The sequence below is a fragment of the Actinoplanes sp. NPDC021490 genome (genome assembly GCF_055562135.1).
The window spans coordinates 734,176-760,394 of the sequence record NZ_JBVHFW010000001.1 but is presented as its reverse complement, the minus strand read 5'-3'; the positions used below and the strand labels follow the sequence as shown (position 1 = coordinate 760,394).

The following is a 26,219-nucleotide window of genomic DNA, read 5'->3' as shown; positions in this document are numbered from 1 at the left end:
AGCTTTTTCAATTAGGGTGCCACAGCTTGCAAAAGAGTGCCAAAGATCGCCAAAGCTGACTCAGGGCCTGCTATCCGCGGCGTGCGGTCAGGCGCTCGGCGATGATCAGGGCGGGGCGGGTCCAGGCGGCGAGCAAGGCGTCGAGGTCGGGGGTCTCCGACAGGAACCAGCCCGAGTGGAACGTGCCGGTCGGCCACTGCAGCGTGTGGGAGAGCCGGTTGACCTGGGCCAGGCGGGGGTTCAGGTCCAGGCGGGCCGAGAGGAAGACGTCGGTGCCGAGCTGGCGGCCCACCGACAGGGCCGCGGGCGTGGGGGTCGAGCCCTCGGAGTGCAGGACGGCGTAGGCCGGGTCGAGGGCGGTGCAGCACGCCTCCAGGTAGTGCAGCACCACCTCCTGCCGGGCCTCGGCCGCCGCGCGCTCGGCGTCGTTCCACAGCGCACGCGGTACGGCGAAGGCGCCGGCCTCGATGGTCACCTCGACCGGGTGCCGTTCGGGCGGGGCGTCCTCGCCCGGTGTCGCCTCGAACGAGATCGCCGCCGGTCCGACGCCGGGCAGGTTCATCGCCACCCGGTAGCCGCCGCCGTCGCGCAGGCAGCGCCGCACCTCGCGGGCCGAGCGGTCGCCGGCGTAGCTGAGCGCCGACGCGCCGGGCACCCGGGAGAACGACAGGCCGGGCGGGCCGTGGAACATCGCCCCGGTGTAGGTGGCGCCGTTCCGCTCCAGGACGTTTCCGACTGCGGCCAGCGCCGGCTCGTCCAGGGGGCGGTCGAACCAGAGGCCGAAAGACAGGAAGACCCCACCCGGCCACATTGACGTCAGTCCCATGTCTGGATGAACTGACTTCGGCGGGACGGGTGACGGGGAGCCGCCGTCAAGCGGCCGAGCTGAGAGGACGCTGAGAGACCCCCGAAGGTCTCTCAGGGTTTAACCGGATCCGATCGGGTGCATGCGCTTCCTAGGCTGAGGCCGTGACCATCATCGCGACACAGTCGCTCACGAAGACGTACGGGGGCGGGGTGACCGCCCTCAGCGAGCTCACCGTCGGCGTCGAGGCGGGCGTGATCGGGCTCGTCGGCGCGAACGGCGCCGGCAAGAGCACGTTTATCAAAATCATGCTCGGGCTCACGGCACCCACCAGCGGCGACGTCCGGGTGTTCGGCCTCGATCCGGTGACCGAGACCGACAAGGTGCGGGCCCGGGTCGGCTACATGCCGGAGAACGACTGCCTGCCCCCGGACGTCTCGGCGTCCGAGTTCGTGACACATCTGGGCCGGCTCAGCGGGCTACCGAGGACGGCCGCGCGGGAACGGGCCTCCGAGGCCCTGCGGCACGTCGGCCTCTACGAGGAGCGGTACCGGCAGATCGGCGGCTACTCGACCGGCATGAAACAGCGGGTCAAGCTGGCCCAGGCCCTGGTTCACGACCCCGACCTGCTGCTGCTCGACGAGCCGACCAACGGTCTCGACCCGGCCGGCCGCGACGCCATGCTCAGCCTGGTGCACCGGATCGGCACCGAGTTCGGCATCTCGGTCGTCGTCTGCTCGCACCTGCTCGGCGAGGTGGAGCGCATCTGTGACTCGCTGATCGCGATCGAGGGTGGCCGCCTGCTGCGGGCCGACCGGATCTCGGCGATGACGGCCGCCTCCGATGTGCTGGCCGTCGAGGTCAGCGAGGGCACCGACGAACTGGCCGAGGCCCTGACCCGCCTCGACCTGCCGGTCACCCGTGAGGGCCGGCTGCTGCTCGTGCCGCTGGCCTCCGAGGCGGCGTACGACTCGATCCTGCGCGCCGTGGCCGAGCTGGACCTGCCGCTGCACCGCCTCGACCAGCGACGCCACCGCGTGGCCGAGCTCTTCACCTCGAAGGAGACCGCCGATGTCTGATGCGGGCGTCATCCACGACATCGGATACCAGCGGTACGAGGGCCCCCGCCTGGGCCGCACCGCGGTGTTCGGAGCGATCTACCAGCACGGCCTGCGCGCCGCGTTCGGTCTGGGCCGCTCGGCCAAGGCCAAGATCTTCCCCTGGCTGGTGGTGGGCATCGTCCTGCTGGTCGCGGTGATCAACGCCGCGGTCCGGGCCCAGGCCAACATCATCCTGTTCGACTACTACACGTTCGACGACTCGCTGAGCTGGCTGGTGATCTTCTTCGTCGCGATCGTGGCGCCGGAGCTGGTCTCGCGGGACATGCGCTCGGGCGTCCTGCCGCTGTACTTCAGCCGGCCGTTGCGCGCCTTCGACTACATCGGGGCGAAGTTCGCCGCGCTGGTGTCGGCCGTCTTCCTGCTGCTCGGCGTGCCGCAGCTGATCATGTTCCTGGGCGCGGCGTTCACCACCGACGACGGCGCGAGCGGGGTGTGGAAGGAATTCACCCTCCTGCTCCCCGGCTGGGCGTACAGCGTGCTCTGGGCCTTGATCTTCGCCTCGATCAGCCTGCTGGTGGCCTCGTTCACCGGCAAGCGCGCGTTCGCCGCGGGCGGCATCGTCGCCGTCTTCCTGATGACCGCGCCGGTCGTCGGCATCCTGAGCATCCTGCCCTCGGCGAACGCGCAGCACCTGGCCGGGCTGGCCAGCCCGATGTCGCTGCTGGTCGGCGTGCAGGCCTGGCTGCGCGGCCGCGACGACCTCGACCTCCAAGTGGGCGATTTCGGCGTCATCTACGGCATCGAGGCGTTCTGCCTGATCACCGCCGCGCTCCTGCTGTTGCTGGCCCGCTACCGGAAGGTGGCCTCCCTGTGAGCACCGTCGAACTGCAGAACGTCTCCCGCTGGTACGGGAACGTGGTGGCCGTCAACGACATCAGCATGAGCCTGCAGCCGGGTGTCACCGGCCTGCTGGGACCGAACGGCGCCGGCAAGACCACGGTGCTGCACATGATGGCCGGTTTCCTCGCCCCGTCGCGCGGCGCCGTGACCATCGACGGCTCGCCGACCTGGCGCAACCCGGGGATCTACCGCTCGCTGGGCCTGGTCGCCGAGCGCGAGGCGGTGCACGGCTTCCTCAGCGCGTACGAGTTCGTGCTGGCCTGCGCCAAGATGCAGAAGCTGCCCGACCCGGCCGCCGCCACCAAGCGGGCGCTGGAGCTGGTGGAGATGACGAGCGCGCAGGACCGGCGGATCGACACCTTCTCCAAGGGCATGCGGCAGCGCACCCGGGTGGCCGCCGCGCTGGTGCACGAGCCGCGGGTGCTGCTGCTCGACGAGCCGTTCAACGGCATGGACCCGCGGCAGCGCATGCACATGATGGAGTTGCTGCACACGCTGGGCGACCAGGGCCACACGATCCTGTTCAGCTCGCACATCCTGGAGGAGGTCGAGCAGCTCTCCGGCCTGGTCCAGGTGATCGTGGCAGGCCGGCTGGCCGCCTCGGGCGACTACCGGCGCATCCGCCGGCTGATGACCAACCGGCCGCACGTCTTCGCGGTGCAGAGCTCCGACGACCGGCGGCTGGCGGTGGCGCTGATCGGCGAGAAGTCGGTGAGCGGCATCGAGGTGGAGGCGACCGGCTTGACCGTACGCGCGTCCGACTACGGCAGCTTCACCCGCGCGCTGCCGCGCATCGCCCTCGGTGAGGGCATCCGGCTGCGCAAACTGCTGCCGTCCGACGAGTCGCTGGAGAGCGTCTTCTCCTACCTGCTGGAGGCATGATGTCCACGGTCGCCTACATCACCGCACGCGGTCTGTTCGGCCGCCGGCGGGTGCTTCTGCTGCTGCCGTTGCCGCTGCTTCTGGTCGGCCTGGCGCTGATCTGCCGGGCCTACGACGTGGACCCCGACCAGTGGGGTCAGGCGGTCGTCGTCGGGCTCGGGCTGGCCGTGGTGCTGCCGGTCATCTCGCTGATCGTCGGCACCGGCGTGCTCGGCTCCGAGGTCGACGACGGCACGATCGTGCACATCCTGACCAAGCCGCTGCCCCGCCGCGACATCATCCTGGCCAAGCTGCTGGTGGCGGCCGGGGTGAGCGCGCTGACCGCGGCCATCCCGCTGTTCGTGGCCGGTCTGCTGGCCGACTCGGCGAGGTTCGGGCTGGCGCTGGTGGTCGGCGCGGTGGCCGGCGCGATCGCCTACTCGGCCCTGTTCCTGCTGCTCAGCCTGGTCAGCCGGCGGCCCGTGCTGTTCGGCCTGGGCTACATCCTGGTGTGGGAGGGGCTGCTCGGGCGGTTCGTCAGCGGCACCCGGGTGCTCTCGATCGAGCAGTACGTCATCTCGATCACCGACCGGATCGCGCCGACCGGGATGCTCGACGGCCGGGTCTCGCTGCCGGTCGCGATCGTGATGAGCGTCGTGTTCGCCGTGGGCGGCACGATCTATGCGATCAACCGGCTGGGATCGTTCAGCGTGGCCGGCGAGACCAGCTAGACCGCGAACGAGCGAGACGCCGGCCCTGGGGGCCGGCGTCTCGCTGTTGTCGCTACTTCAGCGCCGGGGCGTGACGGCCACCTGGAACAGCGGGAGACTGCCGAGTTTCCGGTACGCGTTCAACGCGGCCGGGGTGCTGTCCACCGAAGAGTCCTGGCCCTTCTGGTTGCTCGGCGTCTCGAACTGGACCATCGCCTTGATCCGGGGGAACTGGCGGATCTCGTGGCCCAGCCGGCGATAGAAGTCGGCCTTGTACTGCGGGTTCCGCCGTGACGACCAGACACCCCACTCGGCCAGCATCAGCGGCTTGCCGGGGTGACGCATCCGGGCCCAGTTGTAGAAGCCGGGCCAGGCCTTCTTGCCTTCGAGCCGCCGGTTGAACACCTCGGCGAACTGGCCGTGGCCGTAGCCGGGGTCGCTGTAGGCGTACGTGTCGAGGCCGATCCAGTCGACCACGTCGTCGCCCGGATACATCGAGTTGAACCAGCTCTTCTGTGCGTGCGGCACGTAGGCCATGTGCACCAGCACGCTGACCACGTTGTCGGCGCCCTTGGCCCGCAGCCGCTTGATGACGTGCCGGTACATGGCCGCGTAGTCGCGCGCGGTGTAGCCGGAGCCGGCCTTCTCGCGTACGTCGTTCTCGCCCTCGTGGTGCACGGCGAAGAAGAACTGCTCGGGGAAGTTCTTCTTGATGTGCACCGCGAGCCGGTCGAGGAACGCGTCGGTCCGCCGGTCCCCCTTGGCGATCTTGGCCCAGGACGCGGACTCGGGCTTCCAGTTGAGGAACAGGATGCGCCGCTGGCCGGGCTGGTGCGCGATCGCGATCTCCTGCTCGGTCGGGAACAGCTGCCGGGTCCCGCCGTGGTAGGCGTGGTAGATCGCCTGGTGCCGGCCGGTCTTGCGCTCGAAGCGGGCCAGCGCCGAGGCGCCGCGGCTCTCGGTGTGCGCCCCCGGCGCCACGCCCCACAGCACGCCGCAGGTGGGCACCAGGTTGTGGCCGGTGTAGCAGCGGCCTCCGCGACGCGGCGGGGCGACGCCGACGGTGCCGGGCTGCGCCATGCGGCCCTGCGGGGCGAGCGTCGGGGAGAGGACGTCCGGTCCGGTGGCCGGGGCGAGGCCGCCGCCCGCGGCCGCGGCCGCCGCGGCGGACGAAGCGGCGGACGAAGCGGCCGCCGACGACGCAGCCGCCGACGAGGACGGACGCCGCGCCGGAGCCAGGGCGTCCGGGATCCCCGGCTGCTGTGCCGTGGGCGAGAGGACGGGCACCGAGACGGTCGGATCGCCGAGGTTCCCCACCGGCAGTCCGATCTGGTCGACCCCGCCGGTCCAGGCCCAGGCGAGCGTGGTGGCGACGGAAAGTGCGAAGGCCGTGGGAACGGCGGCTATCTGTACGAGCCGGAAACGGCGCGGGCGACGATTCACGATCAGCCAGTATTGTTACTTTTATCCGATTTGTCTATTACCCGGCCACCGGCAGCGGAAACGCGCGGCGGGATACCCGTCTCGACCACGATCAGCGAGGCTGAGAAACTGTCTCCTAATCGGCCTCAGGGGGATACGGAAGTGAATGGTTCGGTGCTGCCCGAGGACGTGCTGCGCGACGCTCCGTCGTACACCCCGCACCCGCATGAACTGGCGGATCTGGAACTCCTGCTGTCCGGCGCGTACGCGCCGCTCACCGGGTTTCTGGGCCGCGCCGACCTGAACGCGCTGCGCCGGCGCGGACGGCTCGCGGACGGCACGCCGTGGCCGGTGGCGGTCACTTTGGAGGTTCCGCAGGAACTCGCCGAGCGGCTCGTGCTCGACGATCCGCTGCGCCGCACGATCATCCTCACCGACCCGGAGGGCGCGCCTGTCGCCGCTCTCGAGGTGAGCGACGTGTGGGCGACGAGCGAGCGCGGTTATGCCGCGGGCGGCACGGTGCGCCGGATGGGCGACGGCGGGCACGGCCCGTTCCAGCGGCTCAAACGCACGCCGGAAGAAGTGCGCGCCCTGCTGCCACCGGGGCGGGTGCTCGGCGTGATCGCCGATCGGCCGCTGCACCGGCCGCAGCTGGCCCAGATCGCGCACGCCGCCCGCACCCTGGGCGCCCACCTGCTGATCATGATTCCGGTCAACGGTCCCGGCCCCGACGGCCTGCCGCCCGAGGCACTGGTCCGCGCGGTGTTCGCCGCCCGCGACCGGATGCCCCCGGCCACGATCGTGGCCGTCCCGCTGCTCACCCGGGGCGACGAAATGCGCGACGCCCTGCTGCGCGCCCGCGTCCTGGGGTCGTACGGGGTGACCCACGCGCTCTCCACCGGCGACATGCTCTCCGGCGGCAACCTGCGGGTGCTCGTCCCGCGCGAGCTGGCCTACGACAACCGCGACGGGCAGTGGCGCTGGCGCGACGACATCCCGCTGCGCAACCGGCGCCTCGCGATGGCCCCGGCCGAGATCGACGACCTGCTCGACCGCGGCTTCCCGCTGCCCGAGTGGCACACGCCCCCGGCCGTGGCCAAGGAACTGGTCCGGGCCCGCCCGCCGCGCCGGCACCGCGGCCTGGTCGTCTTCTTCACCGGCTTCTCCGGCTCGGGCAAGTCGACGATCGCGCGCGGCCTGGCCGACTCGCTGCGGGAGTCCGGCGAACGCACGATCACGCTGCTGGACGGCGACGTGGTGCGCCGCGAGCTGTCGGCCGGGCTGGGCTTCAGCAAGGCCGACCGCGACCGCAACGTGCGCCGGATCGGCTGGGTGGCGGCCGAGGTGGGCCGGCACCGGGGCATGGCGGTCGCCTGTCCCATCGCGCCCTACGAGAACGCCCGGGCCGCCGTACGCGCGATGGCCGTCGAGGCGGGCGCCGGCTTCGTGCTCGTGCACGTCAACACGCCGCTCGAGGTCTGCGAGCAGCGCGACCGCAAGGGCCTGTACGCCCGCGCCCGGGCCGGGCAGCTGCGCGGCATGACCGGCATCGACGACCCGTACGAGGAGCCGGCCGACGCCGAACTGACCATCGACACGACGACCATCACCGTGCCCGAGGCGATCGAACTCGTGGTGGCATATCTCGTGGACAACGGCTGGGTGGAGCCGAAAATGCAATAAACCCATCACGCAGGCGGGAGTGAGACGTTTACCCCTCCGGGGGCGAAACGCCCGATTGCCACTTCTCACTCCACCCCCGAAAGGGCCGCCAGCCGATGGAAGCCTCACGCCCTGCCGATGTCACGCACTATCTCGGCGTGTTCCGCCGCCACTGGTGGCTCGCGCTGATCGCGACGGGGGCCGGGCTGGGCGCGGGCGCGGCGCTGACCTCGGCGATGCCCAAGGTCTACCAGTCCTCCACCGCCGTGCTCGTCCAGGCCGTCGACCAGGACACCAACGCCCAGGGTGGCCGCACCAAGGGCATGGTCAACCTCGACACCGAGGCCCAGCTGGTCGGCTCGGGCGCGGTCGCGGCCAAGGCCACCGCCCTGCTGCGCAGCCCGCGGACGCCGATCGAGCTCGCTCGCGACGTCTCGGTCGAGGTCCCCGCGAACACCACCGTCCTGATGGTCACCTTCAAGGCCGGCACCCCCGAGGAGGCGCAGGCCGGCTCGCACGCGTTCGCCGAGGCCTATCTGCGCAACCGCGAGGAGACCGCGCAGAACAGCCTGAATCAGCAGATCAAGACGCTCACCGTCAAGATCAGGCAGCTCACCACCACGTTGGCCGGGATCAACGCCCGGCTGTCGCGGGCGGCCCGGGGCAGTTCGGACGAGAGCAACCTGCTGAGCCTGCGGTCGAACTCGCAGAACCAGCTCAACGGCATGACCGGCAAGCTCAACGAGCTCACCACGACCACGATCGGCGCAGGCAGCATCATCAGCGACGCCCGGCTGCCGGACACGCCGACCAGCCCCAACGCGATGGTCAACCTGGCCACCGGCGGCATGATCGGCCTGCTGCTCGGGCTGGGCCTGGCCTTCGTGCGGGAACGGTACGACCGCCGCCTGCGCTCGGCCGCCGACGTGCGCGACCGGGGCCGCCTGCACGTGCTGGCCGCCCTCGACGAGCGCACCACGCCGCACTTCGACGACGTCCTGCAGCCGTACGGCGCCGGGGGCCGGGTCTTCAACCGGCTGCGCAACGAGGTGCTGGCCACCATGCCGCCGGGCGACCAGGTCATCGTGGTCACCGGCGCGAGCCGCGGTTCGGCCAGCACGCTGGTCGCCGCCAACCTGGCCGCGGCCCTGGCCCGTACGGGCAGCGACGTCGTGCTGATCGGCGCGCACCTGCCGGACAGCGTCGTGGACGCCGCCCCGCTCGCCCGCATGCTCGGCGTGTCGGCCGTACCGGGCCTGTCCGACCTGCTGGCCGGTCGGGTCAACCTGTCCCGCGCGCTGCAGCGGACCCCGCGCATCCCGTCGCTGCGGGTCATCACCACCGGCGGCGCCGCCACCGCGGCCGGGCTGATGCAGTCGCAGCGGCTCAAGGACACCCTCGAGACGCTGCGCCGCCAGGGCGGCTACATCGTGATCGAGGCGCCCTCGACGGCCAGCAGCGCCGACGCGCAGAGCCTGGCCAGCCTGGCCGACGCCGCGATCCTGGCCGTCGAGCTCCGCCGGGCCCACCGCCCGGCCCTGCTCGACGCGGCCGAGCAGCTGCAGCGGGTGGGCACCCCGCTGCTGGGCGCGGTCGTGCTGCCGCGCCTGTCCCAGCTGCGCGCGGCCGAGGAGGCCGGCCCGGCGGTCACGCTGACCCCGCCGTCGCCGTCGGCGGGCCCGCGCCCGGACGAGACCGCCGTGCTCGACCGGGACCTGATGCAGCCCCAGCGCTTCCCGACCAACACGATGTCGGCCACCGAGAAGGCCCAGCAGCAGGTGCGGCAGCGCGTCGCGGACAGCGCCGAGGAGATCACCGCGGTGATCGACATGTCCGGCCTGGACCTGAAGGGCACCGACGGGACCGCGCAGGACGGCGACAAGAAGTGACCCAGGTGTCTGCGGCCCCGGCGACCACGGCCGGCGGCCCGGCATCGGGCGTCCGCAACCGGTCCCTGCCGGCCTGGCCGGTGGCGAGCATCCTGGCGTTCTATCCGATCTGGTGGGCGCTCGGCCTGGGCGTGCTGATCTTCGCGCTGATGGCCGTGCCGATGCTGTTCCTGCTCATCCGCCGGCGTACGGCCGGGCGCCCGCTGCGGCTGCCGCCCGGCTTCGCCTGGTGGGCGATCTTCCTGATCGCGGTCGTGGTCAGCATCGGCGCGCTCGGGGCCGACCCGGCGGGCACGGTGGCCGGGCACGCCACCGGCCGCCTGCTGCCGGCCGGTTACAAGGCGCTCATGTACGTCTCCCTGACCGTCCTGCTGGTCTATGCGGGCAACCTGACCGACGCCGAACTGCCCCGCAGGCGCTTGGCCAAGCTGCTCGGCCGGCTGTTCGTGGTGACCGTCCTGGGCGGGCTGCTGGGCATGGTGGCCGGCAACTTCGAGTTCACCTCGCCGGTCGAGTGGCTGCTGCCCCCGGGGATCCGCAACAAGGGCTTCGTGCAGTCGCTCGTGCACCCGTACGCGGCCCAGATCATGGACATCGTCGGCGAGGGTCAACCGAGGCCGGCGGCGCCGTGGGGCTACACGAACACCTGGGGCAACAACTTCTGCCTGCTGGCCGGCTGGCTGGTGGTCGCCGCTTGGCAGAGCCGGAGCGGCAAGGCGAAGTTCTGGGCCGTCGTGTGCCTGGCAGTCTCGGTCGTGCCCGCCGTCGTGTCGCTCAACCGCGGCCTGTGGATCGGCATGGGCGTGCTCGTCGTCTACGTCGCCGCCCGCTACGTGCTGGCCGGCAAGCTCTGGATCATCGGGGCGGTCGCGGTGGCCGGCGCGCTGCTCGGGGTGGCGCTGGTGGCCACCCCGCTCGGCGACGTGGCCGACGCGCGGCTCGACAACGGCAAGTCCAACGGCGTGCGCTCGTTCCTCATCGACCGGGCGCTCGACGGTTTCCGGGAATCGCCGGTGATCGGCTACGGCGGCACGCGCAACACCCTGGGCGGCCGCAACTCGATCACGGTGGGCGAGAGCGCGGGCTGCGAGCGCTGCGGCAACTTCACGGTCGGCGGCAACGGGCAGCTGTGGCAGTTGCTCTACGCGCACGGCGCGGCCGGCACAGCCGGTTATCTCGGCTTCTTCGCGTACGGGCTGTGGCGGTTCCGGCGTGATCGCAGCGCCATCGGGGTGGCCGCCGGGGGTGCGATCGTCACGTCGTTCTCGGCCATGCTCTGGTACAACTCGCTGGTCACCCCCTTGGCCTTCATGGTTCTGGCCTTCGCGCTGCTCTGGCGCAATTCGATCGAGGGGGAAACCACATGAGTCCGGTGAGGACCGCGCCCGCCGAGCTGACCGCGGGGGACGCGGAGCTGCGCACCCGCTATCTGAACGAGGTGCTCGGCCTCCTCTACCCGCCGCCGTGCCGCACCGACGGCTCGCCCGGCACGCCGATCGCCGAATACTTCGTGGTGCCCGACGCCCACCGCCCCAAGCTGCTGGTGCCGGCCGGGTCACGCCGGGTCGCCGCGGCCGCCGTACGCCGCTACGCCGAACCGCAGTCGCGGGTGGCCAAGCTGAAGCGCGAGGCCGTCGTGGCCGCCGTGCGCACCGGCGCGTCGAGCGTGCTGCTGCGCGACCGGATCCGGGTCACCGGGCCGTTCTCGCACAGCATCGACGGGCACCTGAGCGAGGCGCTCGGCCGTGAGCTGTCGGTCAGCGTCCACATCGGTCCGGCCCGGGCCAACCGCAAGCCGGTGCTGCAGCTGATCGGTCCGGACGGTGACACCTTCGGTTTCGGCAAGCTCGGCACCGGCCCGCTCACCCAGACCCTCGTACGCGCCGAGACCGCGGCCCTGACCTCGCTCAACCACAGCGGCCTGACCAAGCTGACCGTGCCCCGGGTGCTGCACGCCGGGCAGTGGCGCGGCCTGGAGGTGCTGGTGCAGTCGGCGCTGCCGGTGTGGCTGCCCCGGGCGCCGCTCAGCCGCCGCCGGCTGGTCGCGGCCATGCTCGACATCGCCGGGTGCTGCGGTTACACGACCGGCGCGCTGTCCGGCAGCGCGTACTGGCACGACCTGCGTTCCCGGCTGGCCGACGTGTCCGACCGGCCCGAGGGCGTCGGGCTGGCCGCCGCGGCCGAACTGCTGGTCCAGCGGGCCGGCGACGTCGTCTTCCGCTACGGCGCGTGGCACGGCGACTGGGCGCCCTGGAACATGGCCAACGTCGCCGACGGGCTGCTGGTCTGGGACTGGGAGCGGTTCGCGTCCGGCGTGCCGCTGGGCTTCGACGCCGTGCACCACGAGCTGCAGAGCCGCATCCAGTCCACCGATGACGCCCGGGACGCCGTCGAGGCGACCGTGCGCCGCTCGGCCGAGTTGCTCGCGCCGTTCGGCGTGCCGGTGGCCGGCCGCGACGTGACCGCGCTGCTCTACCTGGTCGACCTGGCCACCCGTTACCTGACCGATCGCCAGGCCGAGGCCGGCGCCCGCCTGGGGGTGCTCGGCACCTGGCTGCTGCCGGTGCTGATCCGGCGGGTCGAGGAGCTCTGAGGAGACCAACCATGGACGTACGCAAGCTCCCGGCGCCGATGAAACGCGTCGTGCACCTGGGCTCCCGGTCCTACGGCCGGCTGACCGCGCCGGCCCGGATGACACCCACGTTCCTGATCTGCGGCGGGCAGCGCTGCGGCACGACGTCGCTCTACCGCGCGCTGGCCGGGCATCCGGTCGTGCTCAAGGCCGTGCTGCACAAGGGTGTGCACTACTTCGACACCTCGTACGACCGCGGGATGGGCTGGTACAAGGCGCACTTCCCGCTCACTCGCAGCGGCGAGAAGCTGGGCGAGCGCTACGGCGTGCAGCCGCAGACGTTCGAGTCCAGCCCGTACTACATGTACCACCCGCAGGCGGCCGCCCGGATCGCCCGCGACCTGCCCCAGGCCCGGCTGCTCGTGCTCGTCCGCGACCCGGTCGAGCGCGCCTATTCGCAGCACCACCACGAGGTGGCCCGCGGCTTCGAGACCGAACGGGACTTCGGGGCCGCGCTGGCCCTCGAACCGGCCCGCCTGCACAAGCAGGAGGAGCGGCTGGCCGAGGACCCGGAGTTCTACAGCTTCAGCCACCAGCACCACGCCTACCGGGCGCGCGGCGAGTACGCCCGCTACCTGAGCGTGATGGCCCAGCACGTGGGCCGCGAACGCATCCACGTGGTGGAGAGTGAGCGGTTCTTCAGCGAGCCCGAGCCGGTCTACGACGAGGTGTGCGAGTTCCTGGGCCTGCCCAGCTATCTCGAACGGCCCGCCTTCGAGCGGCACAACGCCCGTCCCCGGCAGAGCGACATGGACCCGGCCCTGCGCCGCGAGCTGACCGACTACTACCTGCCGCACGACGAGGCCCTGGCGCGCTGGCTGGGACGCAAGCCGGTATGGCGGTCCTAGACAAACCGGCCGCCGGGGCCCGGGGGGCGGCCCGCGGCGGGCTGGCCAACATGGCCGGCTCGGCGCTGGCCGGCGGCACCGGGGTGGTGGTCACGTGGGTGGTGGCCCGCTCGCTCGGCGCCGAGCAGGCGGGCGCGTTCTTCGCCGCCACCGCGGCCTTCGTGCTGACCGGCGGACTGGCCAAGCTGGGCACCCAGACCGGGCTGGTCTACTGGCCGGCCCGGCTGCGCGCCACCGGCCGGGCCCACCTGCTGGGCGCCTGCCTGCGCACCGGACTGGCCCCGGTCATGGTGCTGTCGGTCGTGCTCGCGGTGGCGATGTGGCTGACCGCGCCCGCGCTCGCCCGGATGACCGCGCACGAGGCCGGGCACGTGATCGACGCGCACACCGCGGGCCTGCGCGTGCTGGCCGTCTTCCTGCCGTTGCAGGCGATGACCGACGCGCTGCTCACCGCCACCCGCGGCTATCGCGCGATGCGCCCGACCGTGATGCTCGACCGGGTGCTGCGCAGCGCCATGCAGCTGGGGCTGGTCGGGGTGGCCGGCGTCGCGGCGATGTGGACGGCCGGGTCGCTGCCCGCGTTCGCGCTGGCCTGGGCCGCGCCCTATCTGCCGGTGACGATCCTTTCCGGGTACGCCCTCCGACGCGTCTATCGCCGGTCGAAGCCGCCCGGCGTGCCCACCCGGCGGGCCGAGCGGGCCGCCCTGCGCCGCGAGTTCTGGCGGTTCACCGGGCCGCGGGCGATCGCCAGCGTGGCCCAGCTGGCCCTGCAACGGATCGACGTGCTGCTCGTGGCCGCGCTCGGTGGCCTGGTCCCGGCGGCGGTCTACGCGGTCGCCGGCCGGTTCGTGGTGCTGATCCAGTTCGCCAACCAGGGCATCTCGCAGTCCGTGCAGCCCCGGCTGGCCGAGGCGCTGGCCGTCGGCGACCGGCGCACCGCCAACGACCTCTACCGGACGGCGACCGGCTGGCTCGTGCTCGTCACCTGGCCGGTCAACCTGCTGGTCATCTTCTTCGCGCCGGTGTGGCTGCGGTTGTTCGGCGACCGGTACGCCGCCGAGGGCACCGCGGTCGTCGCCGTGCTGGCGGCCGCGATGCTGGTCGCCACCGGCTGCGGCATGGTCGACATGGTGCTCGCGATGGCCGGGCGCACGTCGTGGAACCTGGCCAACGTGCTCGTCGCGCTGACCGTGACGATCGTCCTCGACGTGCTGCTCATCCCCCGGTACGGCGCTCTTGGCGCGGCGATCGGGCTGGCCTGCTCGATGGTCGCCAACAACCTGCTGCCGCTGATCCAGGTCGGGCGCTCGGCCGGGCTGCACCCGTTCGGCCCCGGCACCCGGGCCGCCGCGCTGCTCTCCGTCGTCTGCTTCGGCGTGCTGCCCTGGGCCGTCGTCGCGGTGGCCGGCCCCGGCGTCACCGGCCGGACCCTGGCCATGCTGGCCGCCGTGCCCGCGTTCCTGACCGGTTCCTGGCTTCTGCGCGTTCCTCTCGCTCTGGACGCGTTCAAACCCACGAGGAGGACGAGTTGACCACCGACTACACCAAGGTGTTCCAGGACACCGACGCTGTCGAGAAGTACGAGAACATCACGTACGCGCCGGACAGCTACGCCTCGCAGATCAACGAGCGGCAGCAGGACTACCTGCGCACGCTGGTGCGGCGCGAGTTCGGCGAGCTGGCCCCGGTGCAGCACGACTTCGCCTGCGGCACCGGCCGGGCCATCCGTACGCTGCACGGCCTGGTGCGGGAGGCGCACGGCTACGACACCTCGGCCGAGATGATGGCCAAGGCGGCCGAGGTCGGGTCGCGGGCGAGCTGGCATCAAGTGGCCGCCGACGGGCCGGTGCCGCACCCGGTGCCGGCCGGCTTCCCGGCCATCGTGACGATGTTCCGCCTGCTGCTCAACGTGGACGAGGCGGTCCGCGACCGCGCGCTGGCATTCGCGGCCAAGGCCCTGCCCAGCGCCGACGCGGGCATCCTGGTCGTCGAGAACCACGGCAACGCCGACTCCGTACGCCACCTGCGGGCCCATCGCCACAAGGGCCGGCGCTGGTTCGCCGAGCTGTCCCACGAGGAAGTGGCGACGCTGCTCGACCGGCACGGCTTCGTGATCATCGAGCGGCGCGGCTTCTCGATGATCACGCCCTCGCTGCACGGCAACCCGATCGCGCGGGCCGCCGACGCCGCCGTGCGCCGGCTTCCGGGCAGCGACGCGTACGCGGTGAACGTCCTCTACACGGCCCGTCGCGTCCATGCGTAAGTTCCTCTGGCTCATCGCCATTTCCGCCCTGCTGCTCGGCGGCTGCTCGTTCGGCAAGAAGGAAGAAAAACCGCCGCAGCCGCCGGCCCCCGACCTGACGAGCGCGCCGGCTCCGGTGGCCGTGAACAACGGACCGTTCCGGTCGGGGCCGGTCGAGGCGCCCGCCCGGGGAGCGTTGTTCGGGGCCTGGATCAAGCCGGACGCGCTGACCCACGTGGGCCGGCTGGCCGCCGTCGACAGCCTGCAGTCCGACCTCGGGCGCTCGCTGCGCATCGTCAACACATACCGGCGGTTCGAGCAGATGGTCGGCACGCCGTCGGACAAGGAGTTCCTGGCCCGCGGGGCCACGCTGATGGTCAGCTGGGCCACCGGCGACAACCGGTCCATCCTGGACGGTGAGCACGACGACCTGATCCGCAAGCAGGCCAAGGCCGTACGCAAGCTCAAGGTTCCGGTGTTGCTGCGGATGCGCTGGGAGATGGACCGGCCCAACCTGCGCGCGACGATGTGGTCGGGCGCCGACTACATCGAGGCGTGGAAGTACGTTCGGGCGATCTTCAAGGAGGAGCGCGCCACAAATGTCTCGTGGGTGTGGTGCCCGACCGCCGAGGGCTTCATGCGCGGCGACGCGCCCGCCTTCTATCCCGGCGACGACCAGGTCGACTGGACCTGCGTCGACGTCTACGCGGGCGAACGGTTCGAGCCCATCGGCGACCTGATGGCGCCGTTCCTGACCTGGGCCGCGCAGCGCCCCAAGCCCATCGTCATCGGCGAGTTCGGCGTGGCCAAGGCCTGGGGCTCGGCCGGCCGGGCCGCGTGGATCAAGGACGCGCGGCGGACCTTCAAGGCGAACCCGCAGATCAAGGCCATCGCCTATTTCGAGTCGGACCCCGAGGGCAACGGACCCACGAAACAGTTCCAGCTCACCGGCGACCCACCGGCGTTCAAGGCGTTCCACGCGATGGTGCGGGACCCGTACTTCAATCCGTGAGCGGCTGAAGAAACTCGAGCCGGTTGCCGTGGTCGTCCTGCGCATAGAACCGCCGGTGGCCCGGGAAGTGGGGATCCCACTGCACCGGGCGACCGGCGGTTTCCAGCGTCTCGGCCAGCGCGTCGAGATCGTCGACGAGAACACCCGGATGCGCCCGGGTCTGAGGCACGAACCCGGGCGCCGGGCTGACGTGCACCTCCCAGCCCCCACCCCGGAACCAGGCGCCGCCGCGGGCCTTGAGGACGGCCGGTTTCTCCAGCTCAGCCAGCCCGAGAACGCCACCGTAGAAGGCGCGCGCGGCCTCCTCACCCCCGATCGGGCAAAGCACCTGCACATGGTGAAGCCGTTCAAACGCGAATGCCATGCGCCCATTAAACCGTACGTACGTCTTGCTTGGTCGCGACCGAGTGTCAGGCGACCAGGATGTCCACGTCGTACTTCTGCACGTGGACATCCCGAGTCACCAACGTGAGTTCCTCGAGCCGAGCCTGCGCCACCAGCATGCGGTCGAAAGGATCACGGTGGTGCAACGGCAACCGCCCTGCCTCGATCCCGTGCTCCGCGGTGATGTCCGGGAACCGGAAGTCGCTGTTCCGAATCTGTTCCGGGAGATCAGGCGGCCCGAGCTTGCCCATCGCCTGCTTGATGGCGACCTCCCAGACGGTCGCCGAGCTGACGCATACGCCGGCTTCCCGATCGATACGATCCTTGATGTCGACGGCGAGGGTCGGATCATCGGACAGCTACCAGAGCACTATGTGGGTGTCCAGCAAGAGGGTCACGACGTCAGCCCGAAGTCGCCGGCAATGCTCTCGTTCACCTCGGGGGAATCCCAATTATCGGAAGCCACGAGGCGCCCGCGCAAAGAGCCGCGTCCCGACCGGACCGTGCCGGGCCGGATCGACTCCAAGGACTGGCGCGAGCCGGAGTCGTCGTCCAACTGCCAGAACTTCCAGCCGTTGCGGTTGTCATTGACACCGGGGTTGTAATAGCGGACCACGGCTCGGGCCGCGCCGGTCGGAGTCTTGAAGGACTGGCCCGCGAGCGGCCCATCGATGATCTCCACACGAGCCGGCTCGAAGTATCGAGCGCGAACTCGCCGCCCCTCGTAATCGGCGCGGATCGCAACGCCCTCACCCTGGGCCCGAGGTCGCTCCTCAGCCGCGAGGGCGCTGCTCTCGATCAAGCGGCGGATTATTGCGCTTTCTGACAAGTTGGCCATCCGAGCCGCGAACAGCACCGTGCGCTTGGTGTCCTCGTCAACCTCGATCGTTGGCATGCCATACCTCCGAGGCGAAGGTAACGCGTCTAAAGCAAGCAAAGCAAGCAAACGCAGCACTCAGAGCAGGCCGACCAACTTAACGCACCCGGGCTCGCTGGGTGGGGGCCTGGGCCAGCAGCCGCAAGGCGTACGGGGCGTCGTGGCGTAAGTAGCGGCCGGCCAGGCGGCGCGGCTCGGTGCCGAGGCGGTGAGCCCACTCCAGGCCGGTGCGCTGCATCCAGCGGGGCGCGCGCTCGATGTCGCCGGCCACGAAGTTCACCGCGGCGCCGCAGCCGATGAACCAGGTGTGCGGCAGGTCGGGGCGCAGCCGCGTGATGAAGCGCTCCTGCTTGGGGTAGCCGAGCCCGACGAACACCAGATCCGGGCGGGCGTCGACGACCTTCGCGCAGTGGTCCTCGTACGTCAGCGGGTCCTTGTCGAAGCCGAACGGCGGGCACGACGTGCCGGCCAGCCGCAGGCCGGGACATGCGGCCAGGAGCCGGTCGGCGGCCCGGGTCGCGCCGTCGGCGGTGGCGTCGTCCGTGGCCGGGCTGCCGCCCAGCACGAAGATCGAGCGGCCGTCGAGGCCCAGGCCGGCCGACAACGACCAGATCAGGCTGCTGCCCGCGACCCGCTCGGGCAGCGGCGCGCCGCTCAGTCTGCTCGCCCAGATCAGCGGCATCCCGTCGGCCACGATCAGGTCGGCGTCGTTCAGGTGGCGGCGGCACTCGTCGTCGCGTTGCGCCCGGCGCAGGATGTCGATGTTCGGGGTGACGATCCGGCCGCCGCGGCCGTGCGCGAGCGCGTCCCGCACGACGGCCACGACCTCGGCCTCGGTGATCCGATCGATGCCGGTTCCGTCCAGCTCGACCCGGTCGAAAGCCTCGACTGACACGCAACGCCTCCTTCGCGGTTGTTGCCTCGTTATACGAGCGAAACGAGCGAAGGTGGGCCAAAGTGGCACGTGTGCTATTTCTGGGTGGATTAGGACGAAGTGGGACAACCCTCGTCGAGCGCCTGCTAGGCGAACTGCCCGGAGTGTGCGCACTGGGTGAGGTCGTGCACCTCTGGCAGCGCGACATCCGCGACGACGAGCGGTGCGGCTGCGGGGCCCGGTTCTCGGCCTGCACGTTCTGGAAGCGGGTCGGCCAGCAGGCCTTCGGCGGCTGGCACAACGTCGACGTCGACCGGGTGCACGCGCTGCGCGACTCCGTCGAGCGCACCCGGCACATCCCCCGCCTGGCCACCGCCGTCGAGGCGCCCGACGAGGTGCACGAGTACGCGCATTTCTACGCCCGGATCTACAACGCGGCCGCCGAGGTCTCCGGAGCCCGGGTCGTCGTCGACTCGTCGAAGCACTCGGCGCTGGCCCATGTGCTCCGCTGGGCGCCCGAGATCGACCTGCGCGTGGTGCACGTCGTCCGGGACGCGCGCGGGGTCGCGTACTCGTGGACGAAAAAGGTCGCCCGCCCGGAAACGGACGGCGCCGAGGAGATGACCCGCTACTCCCCCGGACGCTCGGCCCTGTTGTGGAACGCTCACAACGCCGCCTTCGGACTCCTGGCCAAGCGAGGAGTGTCGATGCATCGGCTGCGCTACGAGGAGTTCCTCCAGGACCCTCGATCGCGGCTGTCGGCGATCGGCGACTTCGCGGGCCTGCGCCTGATGCCGGAGGACCTCGACTTCGTCCGGGACGGGTTCGCCGACCTGCGGGTCGGGCACAGCGCCGCCGGCAACCCGATGCGCTTCACCGTCGGGCGGCTGCCGCTGCGCCGCGACGACGCCTGGAAACGCTCGCTGCCCAGCAACCACCGGCGCCTGGTCGGCACGGTGTGCGCGCCGATGCTGCGCGCGTACGGATATCCGCTGTCTGTCTCGTCTGAGGAGAACCGATGAACTGGCCGTCCGTCGGGGTCGTCATCCCCACCCGCAACCGGCCCGAGCTGGTGCGCAAGGCGATCGGCTCGGTCCGCGACCAGCGCTATCCGGGCGAGGTCAAGGTGCTCGTCGTCTACGACCAGACCGAGCCCGACTACCTGCTCGCGTCGACCGAGGGCGTACAGGTGCTGGTGCTGACCAACTGGCGGACGTCGGGACTGGCCGGGGCGCGCAACACCGGGATTCTCGCGCTGGACACCGAGTTCGTGGCGTTCTGCGACGACGACGACGTGTGGCAGCCCGACAAGCTGCGGCGCCAGGTCGCGGCCGTGCTGGCCGAGCCCGAGGCCGAGTTCGCCACGTGTGCGATCGAGGTCGAGTACGAGGGGAAGTGCACACCCCGGCTAGCCGGGCGCAGCCGCGTGACGGTCGACGAGCTGGCCCGCTCCCGGATGGCGATGCTGCACTCGTCGTCGTTCCTGATCCGCCGGTCGGCGCTCGCCCCCGAGGCGATCGGGCTGGTCGCCGAGGACGCGCCGGGCAGCCAGAACGAGGACTGGGACCTGCTGCTGCGGGCCGCCCGCCGGGCGCCGATCGTGCATCTCGACGAGCCGCTCGTACGGGTTCTGTGGGGTCGCACCTCGCACTACGCCTACGAATACGCCACCAAGATCAGCTCACTGCGCTGGATGATGCAACGGCACCCGGAGATCAGCGGCTGCCGGCCCGGCGCGGCCCGCGTCTACGGGCAGCTGGCCTGCTGGTCGGCGGCCACCGGCAATCGCAGCCAGGCGTGGCAGTTCAGCAAGGAGGCCGTACGGGCGAACTGGAAGGAACCTCGCACGGCGATCGCTCTGGCCGCGATGACCGGCGCGGTGAAAGTTGAGAACGTTCTCTCCGCCTTGCACAAGCGCGGGCGAGGGATCTAGCACAGCTATAGACTCACCCTTTCGCTCATGCCCATACGCCAGGTAGTGTTCGGGCGTGTTCGATTTAGTGCGGTTCCCGGCGGTGGTCCACTGATGCTGGCTCAGCAGCGACAGGCAGCCATACTCGACCGGGTCCGGGCCGCCGGAGGCGTCCGGGTCAGCGAACTCGCCGCGGAATACGGCGTCTCCGACATGACCATCCGCCGCGACCTCGAGTCGCTGGCCGACCGCGGCCTGCTGGCGAAGGTACACGGTGGAGCGACCACGGTCAGCCCGGGTTCGGCCCACGAACCCGGCTTCGCGGCCAAGAGCGTGCGCCAGCGCACCGAGAAGGCGGCCATGGCCATGCGCGCCGCCGCGCTGGTCTCGCCGGGCGACGCGATCGCGCTCTCCGCCGGCACCACCACCGCCGGTCTGGCCCAGCGCCTGGTCGACGTGCCCTCGCTGACCGTGGTGACCAACTCGATCCCGGTCGCCGACATCTTCTACCGGGCCGGCCGTCCCGATCAGACCGTCGTGCTGACCGGCGGCACCCGTACGCCCTCGGACGCCCTCGTCGGCCCGGTGGCGGTGGCCGCGATCGGCACGCTCCACCTCGACATGCTGTTCCTCGGCGTGCACGGGATGAGCGAGCGGGCCGGTTACACGACGCCCAACCTGATGGAGGCCGACGTCAACCGGGCCCTGGTCGAGGCGGCCGAACGGCTGGTGGTGCTGGCCGACCACACCAAGTGGGGCACGGTGGGCATCTCCTCGATCGTCCCGCTCGAGCGGGCCGACGTGCTGATCACCGACGACGGGTTGGAGGAGTCCGCCCGCAACCTGCTGGCCGAGACGGTTCCCGACCTCGTGGTGGTGAGCGCGCAGTGACCTTCAAGAGCCGCACGGCGATCCGCCTCTCCGACGGTCGCGAGCTGATCTACTTCAACGAGGAGGCGGAGACCGACCGGGCCGGCTATCCGGACACCCGGCCGCTGCCGCCCCCGCCGCCGACCTCGCAGCTGCGGTACGACCCTCTGGTCGACGAGTGGGTGGCCGTCGCCGCGCACCGGCAGACCCGCACGTTCCTGCCGCCCAGCAACGCCTGCCCGCTGTGCCCGACCACGGCGACGTTCGCGAGCGAGATCCCGGCGCCCGACTACGACGTGGCCGTCTTCGAAAATCAGTTCCCGTCGTTCAGCGACCGCGTTTCGGCCAATGAGATCACCGAGGTGACCGGGATGGTTCCGGTGCGTCCCGGCATCGGGCGGTGCGAGGTCGTGTGCTTCACCAGCGACCACAACAGCTCGTTCGGGGCGCTGACCCCTTCCCGCGTACGCATGGTGGTCGACGCCCTGGCCGACCGGACCGCCGAGCTGTCCACCCTGGACGGCGTCGCGCAGGTCTTCCCGTTCGAGAACCGCGGCGTCGAGATCGGCGTGACCCTGCACCACCCGCACGGCCAGATCTACGCCTTCCCGACCGTGCCCGCGCGCACCCGTTCCATGCTGGCCGCCGCCGGGTCCTATCGGGACCGCACCGGCCGCGACCTCTACACCGACGTGCTGGCGGCCGAACGCGCCGACGGCGCCCGGGTGGTCGCGTCGAACGAGCACTGGACCGCGTACGTGCCGGCCGCCGCTCGCTGGCCGTTCGAGGTGCAGCTCGCCCCGCACCGCAAGGTGGCCGACATCCCGGCCCTGTCCGACGCCGAACGGGACGCGTTCGGGCCGCTCTACCTGGACCTGCTGCGCCGCTTCGACGGGCTGTTCGGCCGGCCGATGCCCTACATCTCGGCGTGGCACCAGGCGGTCGTCGGCGAGGGCCGCGACCTCGGCTATCTGCACCTGCAGCTGTTCAGCATCCGCCGGGCCCCCGACAAGCTGAAGTATCTGGCCGGCTCCGAGTCGGCGATGGGCTTCTTCGTCAACGACATCGTGCCCGAGAAGGCCGCCCAGCTGCTGCGCGAGATCCCGTGAGTCACCGCTCCGCCCTGGAACGCCTGCGTGCCCGGGCGGAGCTCGAGATCGCCACCCTCGACGCCGATCTGCACGCCCTGTTCGAGGCTTCCCGCGACGACAACGCCGACGACGAGCACGACCCCGAGGGCACCACCATCGCGTACGAACGGGCGCAGCTCACCGCCGTGCTGGCCGCCGCCCGCGCCCAGCTCGCGGCCGTCGACGAGGCCCTCGCCCGGCTGGACGCCGGCACCTACGGCATCTGCGAAACCTGCGGCCTGGCGATCGCCCCCGAACGCCTGGAGATCCGCCCCTTCGCCACGAAGTGCATCACCTGCGCCGCCCGCCGCTAGTAATGGCCGCGACAGGAGGCGATCTCCAGATCGCCGCCGCGCACCCGGTAGACCAGCCGATGTTCCTCGTTGATGCGACGAGAGCACCAACCGGACAGCGGCCCTCTGAGCAGCTCGGGTTTGCCGATTCCGGCTGCACCTTCCGGATCGCGCTGGATGTCGACAACCAATTTGCTGATGCGGCGCGCCATCCGCATGTCATGACTGAGCCAGGTGTCGTATTCGTGCCAGGCATTCGGCGTGAAGACGATGCGCAGGTTCACGCCGCTTCCCGGCTCCCGGGAGTCGTCGGGGAGTCCGGGTCGGCGAGCGTGTGCTCCTCCAGAAGCCCGGCATCGGCTTGGGCGATGCTCTCGAGCAGTCGTCGGGCATTCGCCGGCGAGCCCAGGACGTGAAGCGTTTCCTTCATCGCGTTCCACTCGTCCAGCGACACGAGGACCACGGCTTTCCCGCCGCCTCGGGGAATGACGCATTCCTCGGCATCGTCAATCACCGCGTCGACCACCGCGGCGAAGTTCTTGCGTACGTCAGAGATCGTGAGGACCTTCACGGCGCCTCCCATGTCGTACAACATTCCGTACCCCGCATCGTACTCGTGGGCGCCGATCGCCCAGGAGAAGCCGATCCTAGGGCCGCCAGACAGGGGAAACGGGAGTTGTCCACAGGCTGTGGACAGAGGGGCGGGGGGCCCGGGACAGGGCCCCCCGCAGGGAAGGGACGGCAGGCGCGCGGGGCGCGCCCACGCCGGTCGCGGTTCGAGGGAACCGGTCGGCGCCCGGGACAAGGCGGCCGGACCGGTGGGCGACCCCTCAGCGTCGCGACCGTCATCCGTTCTGCCATGAAGAACGAGGCACATAACCACTGGTTACGGATCCAAACATGCATCTCCCTGGATGCTCAGTCGGCCATCAGCATGGCCCGGTTGGTCTTCAGGAAAGACACGGCGGCGGCCGGAGCGGTCTCGGGGGAACCGGCGGCGAAGGGCGGTTGCGGGTCGTATTCGAGTGCCAGCTGCACGATCTGCGCGAACTCGGGGCCGGCCAGCCGGGCGGCCAGCGTGAACGCCAGGTCGAGCCCGGCGGAGACGCCCGCGGCGGTGGCGTACTTGCCGTCGATGACGACCCGGGACGACGTCGCGACGGCGCCCAGCGCGGCCAGGCGGTCCATCACGAGCCAGTGCGAGGTCGCGCGGCGGCCGTCGAGCAGGCCGGCCGCGGCCAGCAGCAGGGAGCCGTTGCAGACGCTGGTCGTCCAGGTCGACCGGGCGTCGGTGGCGCGCAGCCAGTCGAGCACAGCAGCGTCGGTGACGGGCGGGGCGTAGCCGCCGGGCACGAGCACCACGTCGGCGGGCGGGGCATCGGCCAGGGAGGAGTCGGCCATCAGGGCCAGCCTGCCCGTGTCGGCGCGGACCGGGCCCGGCGAAGCGGCCACGAACAGGACCGAGGCGCCGGGGATCCGGCTGAGGACCTCGTAGGGGCCGACCGCGTCGAGGGCGGTCATCCGGTCGTACAGGAGGATGTTGATCTGCATGGGAAGCTCCTCAGAAGCGGCGGCGGTATTCGGCCGGACCCACGCCCAGTGCCTGCAGGAAGGCCCGGCGCATGGTCTCGGGGTTGCCGTAACCGGCGGCGCGGGCCACCTCGGCCACACCGTCCGCGGTGTCCTCGAGCAGGCGCCGCGCGGTCTCCAGACGTACGCGATCGACGTAGCGGCCCGGCGAGGTGCCGGTCTCCGCGGCGAACGCGCGGGTGAACTGGCGCGGTGAGAGGTTGGCCTTCGCGGCCAGGGCGGGCACGGAAAGGTCGGCCCCGGGATGTTCGACGATCATGCGCTGCACCTCGCGCAGCGGTTCCCGGTGGGCCAGCTGGGCCGTCAGCGGGGCGCTGAACTGGGCCTGGCCGCCCGGTCGGCGCAGGAACATGACGAGGCCCCGGGCGATGGCCAGGGCGGTGTCACGCCCGTGGTCCTCCTCGACCAGGGCCAGCGCGAGGTCGATGCCCGCGGTCACCCCGGCCGACGTGTAGACGGCGTCATCCCGGACGAAGATCGGGTCGGGTTCGACCTCGATCTCGGGATGCCGCCGGGCCAGGGTCGCGCAGTACTGCCAGTGGGTGGTCGCCCGGCGGCCGTCGAGCAGACCGGCCGAGGCCAGCAGGAAAGCGCCGGTGCAGACCGACATGATCCGGCCGGTCGCCGGACCGTGCTCACGCAGCCACGACACCACGGCGGGCGGCGGCTCGCGGGTTCCGGCGCCGCCGGGCACGACCAGGGTGTCCGGCGCGACGTCGCCCAGCGCCCCATCGGGCACGATCGTGAGGCCGCTGGCCGTACGGATGGGCGCCCCCGACGGCGAGGCCGTGGTGACGCGATAGAGACCGGCCGCGGCGAAGACCTCGAGCGGGCCGGTGACGTCGAGGCTCTGCACGCCGTCGAAGAGCACGATCAGCACGTGATGCACTCGTCGATCGTCGCGGCGGGCAGGCTACGACGGCAACGCCGAATCTCCCACCTTTTACGCCAAAGGCCGCCGGCGCGGAAAGCACCGGCGGCCTGGGAAGGCGAGGATCAGGCGGCGAGCTTGCGCGCCAGGTTCTCGTCGAGCGCGTTCATGAACTCGTCGGTCGACAGCCACGGGGCGTCGCGCGAGATGAGCAGCGCGAGGTCCTTGGTCATCTGACCGCCCTCGACCGTCTCGATGCAGACCTTCTCGAGCGTCTCGGCGAACTCGGTCACCGCCGGGGTGCCGTCGAGGACGCCGCGGTGCTTGAGGCCGCCGGTCCAGGCGAAGATCGACGCGATCGGGTTGGTCGACGTCTTCTCGCCCTTTTGCCACTGGCGGTAGTGCCGGGTGACCGTGCCGTGCGCGGCCTCGGCCTCGACGGTCTTGCCGTCCGGCGTCATCAGCACCGAGGTCATCAGGCCGAGCGAGCCGAAGCCCTGGGCCACGGTGTCGGACTGCACGTCACCGTCGTAGTTCTTGCAGGCCCAGACGTAGCCGCCCTCCCACTTCATCGCGGCGGCGACCATGTCGTCGATCAGCCGGTGCTCGTAGGTGAGGCCGGCCGCCTTGAACTGCTCGGCGAACTCGCTCTCGAACACCTCGGCGAACAGATCCTTGAACCGGCCGTCGTACGCCTTGAGGATCGTGTTCTTCGTCGACAGGTAGACCGGGTAGTTGCGGGCCAGGCCGTACCGGAACGAGGCGCGGGCGAAATCGCGGATCGACTCGTCGTAGTTGTACATCGCCATCGCGACGCCGCCGCCCGGGTAGTCGGCGACGTGGAACTCCATCGGCGCCGAGCCGTCCTCGGGGGTGAACGTGACGGTCAGCTTGCCGGCGCTGGGCACCACGAAGTCGGTGGCCTTGTACTGGTCGCCGTGGGCGTGGCGGCCGATGATGATCGGCTTGGTCCAGCCCGGCACGAGCCGCGGCACGTTCTGCATGATGATCGGCTCGCGGAAGACGACGCCGCCGAGAATGTTGCGGATGGTGCCGTTGGGCGACCGCCACATCTTCTTGAGGCCGAACTCCTCGACGCGGGCCTCGTCCGGCGTGATCGTGGCGCACTTGACGCCGACGCCGTGCTGCTTGATGGCGTTGGCCGCGTCGATCGTCACCTGGTCGTCGGTCTCGTCGCGGTACTGAATCGACAGGTCGTAGTACTCGAGCGGGACGTCCAGGTAGGGCAGGATCAGCTGCTCCCGGATCTGCTTCCAGATGATCCGGGTCATCTCGTCGCCGTCGAGCTCCACGACCGGGTTGTTGACCTTGATTTTCGCCATGCGGCCGGCGCTCCTCTCCCGAAAACCGTGC

The 26,219-nt window shown here is 71.0% G+C and carries 28 protein-coding genes; 17 read left to right on the top strand and 11 right to left on the bottom strand.

From position 1 onward, the window contains the following. Positions 1-70: 70 nt before the first annotated feature. Complete coding sequence (locus ACZ3I4_RS03560) at positions 71-826, bottom strand: hypothetical protein (protein WP_465380241.1); 756 nt, start codon at positions 824-826, stop codon at positions 71-73. A gap of 143 nt (positions 827-969) precedes the next feature. Here ACZ3I4_RS03560 and ACZ3I4_RS03555 point away from each other — a divergent pair, with 143 nt between their 5' ends. From ACZ3I4_RS03555 to ACZ3I4_RS03540, 4 genes are read left to right on the top strand one after another with little or no spacing between them, the layout of a single operon-like run. Continuing rightward, positions 970-1,884: an ABC transporter ATP-binding protein gene (locus ACZ3I4_RS03555; protein ID WP_465380240.1), complete on the top strand. Its 915-nt coding sequence runs from the start codon at positions 970-972 to the stop codon at positions 1,882-1,884. Beyond that, positions 1,877-2,740 (top strand): ABC transporter permease, encoded by an 864-nt coding sequence (locus ACZ3I4_RS03550; RefSeq protein WP_465380239.1) that lies wholly within the window; start codon positions 1,877-1,879, stop codon positions 2,738-2,740. The genes ACZ3I4_RS03555 and ACZ3I4_RS03550 overlap by 8 nt, the downstream gene beginning before the upstream one ends. Next, positions 2,737-3,648: an ABC transporter ATP-binding protein gene (locus tag ACZ3I4_RS03545; RefSeq protein WP_465380238.1), complete on the top strand. Its 912-nt coding sequence runs from the start codon at positions 2,737-2,739 to the stop codon at positions 3,646-3,648. Before ACZ3I4_RS03550 ends, ACZ3I4_RS03545 begins: the two co-directional genes overlap by 4 nt. After that, positions 3,648-4,358, top strand: coding sequence for an ABC transporter permease (locus ACZ3I4_RS03540; RefSeq protein ID WP_465380237.1), 711 nt, complete (start codon positions 3,648-3,650; stop codon positions 4,356-4,358). The genes ACZ3I4_RS03545 and ACZ3I4_RS03540 overlap by 1 nt, the downstream gene beginning before the upstream one ends. A gap of 57 nt (positions 4,359-4,415) precedes the next feature. On the opposite strand, the gene ACZ3I4_RS03535 is transcribed toward ACZ3I4_RS03540, so the two are convergent. After that, positions 4,416-5,780 (bottom strand): glycoside hydrolase family 26 protein, encoded by a 1,365-nt coding sequence (locus tag ACZ3I4_RS03535; protein WP_465380236.1) that lies wholly within the window; start codon positions 5,778-5,780, stop codon positions 4,416-4,418. A gap of 141 nt (positions 5,781-5,921) precedes the next feature. Here ACZ3I4_RS03535 and cysC point away from each other — a divergent pair, with 141 nt between their 5' ends. The 8 genes from cysC (at position 5,922) to ACZ3I4_RS03495 (ending at position 16,044) form a co-directional block, all read left to right on the top strand. Beyond that, positions 5,922-7,442: an adenylyl-sulfate kinase gene (gene cysC / locus ACZ3I4_RS03530; protein ID WP_465380235.1), complete on the top strand. Its 1,521-nt coding sequence runs from the start codon at positions 5,922-5,924 to the stop codon at positions 7,440-7,442. 137 nt (positions 7,443-7,579) lie between these two features. After that, positions 7,580-9,310, top strand: coding sequence for a Wzz/FepE/Etk N-terminal domain-containing protein (locus tag ACZ3I4_RS03525; RefSeq protein ID WP_465380234.1), 1,731 nt, complete (start codon positions 7,580-7,582; stop codon positions 9,308-9,310). 5 nt (positions 9,311-9,315) lie between these two features. Beyond that, a complete protein-coding gene (locus tag ACZ3I4_RS03520) occupies positions 9,316-10,677 on the top strand; it encodes an O-antigen ligase family protein (RefSeq protein WP_465380233.1) in 1,362 nt (453 codons plus the stop codon). Beyond that, a complete protein-coding gene (locus ACZ3I4_RS03515) occupies positions 10,674-11,903 on the top strand; it encodes a hypothetical protein (protein WP_465380232.1) in 1,230 nt (409 codons plus the stop codon). The genes ACZ3I4_RS03520 and ACZ3I4_RS03515 overlap by 4 nt, the downstream gene beginning before the upstream one ends. A gap of 11 nt (positions 11,904-11,914) precedes the next feature. Next, positions 11,915-12,790 carry a sulfotransferase gene (locus ACZ3I4_RS03510; RefSeq protein ID WP_465380231.1) on the top strand — a complete coding sequence of 292 codons (876 nt, stop codon included), beginning with the start codon at positions 11,915-11,917 and terminating at the stop codon, positions 12,788-12,790. After that, positions 12,778-14,322, top strand: coding sequence for an MATE family efflux transporter (locus ACZ3I4_RS03505; protein ID WP_465380230.1), 1,545 nt, complete (start codon positions 12,778-12,780; stop codon positions 14,320-14,322). Before ACZ3I4_RS03510 ends, ACZ3I4_RS03505 begins: the two co-directional genes overlap by 13 nt. Beyond that, positions 14,319-15,053 (top strand): SAM-dependent methyltransferase, encoded by a 735-nt coding sequence (locus ACZ3I4_RS03500; protein ID WP_465380229.1) that lies wholly within the window; start codon positions 14,319-14,321, stop codon positions 15,051-15,053. Before ACZ3I4_RS03505 ends, ACZ3I4_RS03500 begins: the two co-directional genes overlap by 4 nt. After that, complete coding sequence (locus ACZ3I4_RS03495) at positions 15,046-16,044, top strand: glycosyl hydrolase (RefSeq protein WP_465380228.1); 999 nt, start codon at positions 15,046-15,048, stop codon at positions 16,042-16,044. Before ACZ3I4_RS03500 ends, ACZ3I4_RS03495 begins: the two co-directional genes overlap by 8 nt. Here the strand turns inward: ACZ3I4_RS03495 and ACZ3I4_RS03490 are convergent. From ACZ3I4_RS03490 to ACZ3I4_RS03475, 4 genes are all read right to left on the bottom strand, one after another. After that, positions 16,034-16,408 (bottom strand): VOC family protein, encoded by a 375-nt coding sequence (locus ACZ3I4_RS03490; RefSeq protein WP_465380227.1) that lies wholly within the window; start codon positions 16,406-16,408, stop codon positions 16,034-16,036. The two genes, ACZ3I4_RS03495 and ACZ3I4_RS03490, sit on opposite strands and share 11 nt — an antisense overlap. A 46-nt stretch (positions 16,409-16,454) precedes the next feature. Next, positions 16,455-16,787, bottom strand: a complete 333-nt coding sequence (locus ACZ3I4_RS03485; protein ID WP_465380454.1) for a type II toxin-antitoxin system VapC family toxin — start codon at positions 16,785-16,787, stop codon at positions 16,455-16,457. Between the two features lie 35 nt (positions 16,788-16,822). Then, entirely contained in the window at positions 16,823-17,323 is a 501-nt protein-coding gene (locus ACZ3I4_RS03480; protein ID WP_465380226.1) for a hypothetical protein, read from the bottom strand. A 79-nt stretch (positions 17,324-17,402) separates the two neighbouring features. Next, positions 17,403-18,200 (bottom strand): WecB/TagA/CpsF family glycosyltransferase, encoded by a 798-nt coding sequence (locus tag ACZ3I4_RS03475; RefSeq protein WP_465380225.1) that lies wholly within the window; start codon positions 18,198-18,200, stop codon positions 17,403-17,405. A gap of 62 nt (positions 18,201-18,262) precedes the next feature. Between ACZ3I4_RS03475 and ACZ3I4_RS03470 the strand changes: the two genes are divergently transcribed. From ACZ3I4_RS03470 to ACZ3I4_RS03450, 5 genes are all read left to right on the top strand, one after another. Beyond that, the gene (locus ACZ3I4_RS03470) at positions 18,263-19,201 is read left to right on the top strand and encodes a sulfotransferase (protein WP_465380224.1); all 939 of its coding nucleotides are present in this window, start codon (positions 18,263-18,265) and stop codon (positions 19,199-19,201) included. Further along, positions 19,198-20,112: a glycosyltransferase family A protein gene (locus ACZ3I4_RS03465; RefSeq protein WP_465380223.1), complete on the top strand. Its 915-nt coding sequence runs from the start codon at positions 19,198-19,200 to the stop codon at positions 20,110-20,112. The genes ACZ3I4_RS03470 and ACZ3I4_RS03465 overlap by 4 nt, the downstream gene beginning before the upstream one ends. 93 nt (positions 20,113-20,205) lie before the next feature. Then, entirely contained in the window at positions 20,206-20,982 is a 777-nt protein-coding gene (locus ACZ3I4_RS03460) for a DeoR/GlpR family DNA-binding transcription regulator (RefSeq protein WP_465380222.1), read from the top strand. After that, on the top strand, positions 20,979-22,070 hold the full coding sequence (galT, locus tag ACZ3I4_RS03455) for a galactose-1-phosphate uridylyltransferase (RefSeq protein ID WP_465380221.1): 1,092 nt from the start codon (positions 20,979-20,981) through the stop codon (positions 22,068-22,070). The genes ACZ3I4_RS03460 and galT overlap by 4 nt, the downstream gene beginning before the upstream one ends. Continuing rightward, on the top strand, positions 22,067-22,405 hold the full coding sequence (locus tag ACZ3I4_RS03450) for a TraR/DksA family transcriptional regulator (RefSeq protein WP_465380220.1): 339 nt from the start codon (positions 22,067-22,069) through the stop codon (positions 22,403-22,405). The genes galT and ACZ3I4_RS03450 overlap by 4 nt, the downstream gene beginning before the upstream one ends. Here the strand turns inward: ACZ3I4_RS03450 and ACZ3I4_RS03445 are convergent. The 5 genes from ACZ3I4_RS03445 to ACZ3I4_RS03425 all read right to left on the bottom strand — a co-directional run bounded on the left by ACZ3I4_RS03445 (position 22,402) and on the right by ACZ3I4_RS03425 (position 26,188). Further along, complete coding sequence (locus tag ACZ3I4_RS03445) at positions 22,402-22,668, bottom strand: Txe/YoeB family addiction module toxin (RefSeq protein ID WP_465380219.1); 267 nt, start codon at positions 22,666-22,668, stop codon at positions 22,402-22,404. The genes ACZ3I4_RS03450 and ACZ3I4_RS03445 overlap by 4 nt on opposite strands. Then, on the bottom strand, positions 22,665-22,955 hold the full coding sequence (locus ACZ3I4_RS03440) for a type II toxin-antitoxin system Phd/YefM family antitoxin (protein WP_465380218.1): 291 nt from the start codon (positions 22,953-22,955) through the stop codon (positions 22,665-22,667). Before ACZ3I4_RS03440 ends, ACZ3I4_RS03445 begins: the two co-directional genes overlap by 4 nt. Before the next feature lie 347 nt (positions 22,956-23,302). Then, positions 23,303-23,935: a DJ-1/PfpI family protein gene (locus ACZ3I4_RS03435; protein ID WP_465380217.1), complete on the bottom strand. Its 633-nt coding sequence runs from the start codon at positions 23,933-23,935 to the stop codon at positions 23,303-23,305. A gap of 10 nt (positions 23,936-23,945) precedes the next feature. Continuing rightward, a complete protein-coding gene (locus ACZ3I4_RS03430) occupies positions 23,946-24,863 on the bottom strand; it encodes a GlxA family transcriptional regulator (RefSeq protein ID WP_465380216.1) in 918 nt (305 codons plus the stop codon). Positions 24,864-24,970: 107 nt separating this feature from the next. Then, positions 24,971-26,188 carry an NADP-dependent isocitrate dehydrogenase gene (locus tag ACZ3I4_RS03425; protein ID WP_465380215.1) on the bottom strand — a complete coding sequence of 406 codons (1,218 nt, stop codon included), beginning with the start codon at positions 26,186-26,188 and terminating at the stop codon, positions 24,971-24,973. Positions 26,189-26,219 lie beyond the last annotated feature (31 nt).

Bases quoted from the DNA above. Each gene is read 5' to 3' on its own strand.
- ACZ3I4_RS03560 (WP_465380241.1), bottom strand. From the start codon at position 826: ATGGGACTGACGTCAATGTGGCCGGGTGGGGTCTTCCTGTCTTTCGGC.
- ACZ3I4_RS03550 (WP_465380239.1), top strand. From the start codon at position 1,877: ATGTCTGATGCGGGCGTCATCCACGACATCGGATACCAGCGGTACGAG.
- ACZ3I4_RS03540 (WP_465380237.1), top strand. From the start codon at position 3,648: ATGTCCACGGTCGCCTACATCACCGCACGCGGTCTGTTCGGCCGCCGG.
- ACZ3I4_RS03515 (WP_465380232.1), top strand. From the start codon at position 10,674: ATGAGTCCGGTGAGGACCGCGCCCGCCGAGCTGACCGCGGGGGACGCG.
- ACZ3I4_RS03510 (WP_465380231.1), top strand. From the start codon at position 11,915: ATGGACGTACGCAAGCTCCCGGCGCCGATGAAACGCGTCGTGCACCTG.
- ACZ3I4_RS03505 (WP_465380230.1), top strand. From the start codon at position 12,778: ATGGCGGTCCTAGACAAACCGGCCGCCGGGGCCCGGGGGGCGGCCCGC.
- ACZ3I4_RS03495 (WP_465380228.1), top strand. From the start codon at position 15,046: ATGCGTAAGTTCCTCTGGCTCATCGCCATTTCCGCCCTGCTGCTCGGC.
- ACZ3I4_RS03490 (WP_465380227.1), bottom strand. From the start codon at position 16,408: ATGGCATTCGCGTTTGAACGGCTTCACCATGTGCAGGTGCTTTGCCCG.
- ACZ3I4_RS03480 (WP_465380226.1), bottom strand. From the start codon at position 17,323: ATGCCAACGATCGAGGTTGACGAGGACACCAAGCGCACGGTGCTGTTC.
- ACZ3I4_RS03465 (WP_465380223.1), top strand. From the start codon at position 19,198: ATGAACTGGCCGTCCGTCGGGGTCGTCATCCCCACCCGCAACCGGCCC.
- ACZ3I4_RS03460 (WP_465380222.1), top strand. From the start codon at position 20,206: ATGCTGGCTCAGCAGCGACAGGCAGCCATACTCGACCGGGTCCGGGCC.
- ACZ3I4_RS03435 (WP_465380217.1), bottom strand. From the start codon at position 23,935: ATGCAGATCAACATCCTCCTGTACGACCGGATGACCGCCCTCGACGCG.
- ACZ3I4_RS03425 (WP_465380215.1), bottom strand. From the start codon at position 26,188: ATGGCGAAAATCAAGGTCAACAACCCGGTCGTGGAGCTCGACGGCGAC.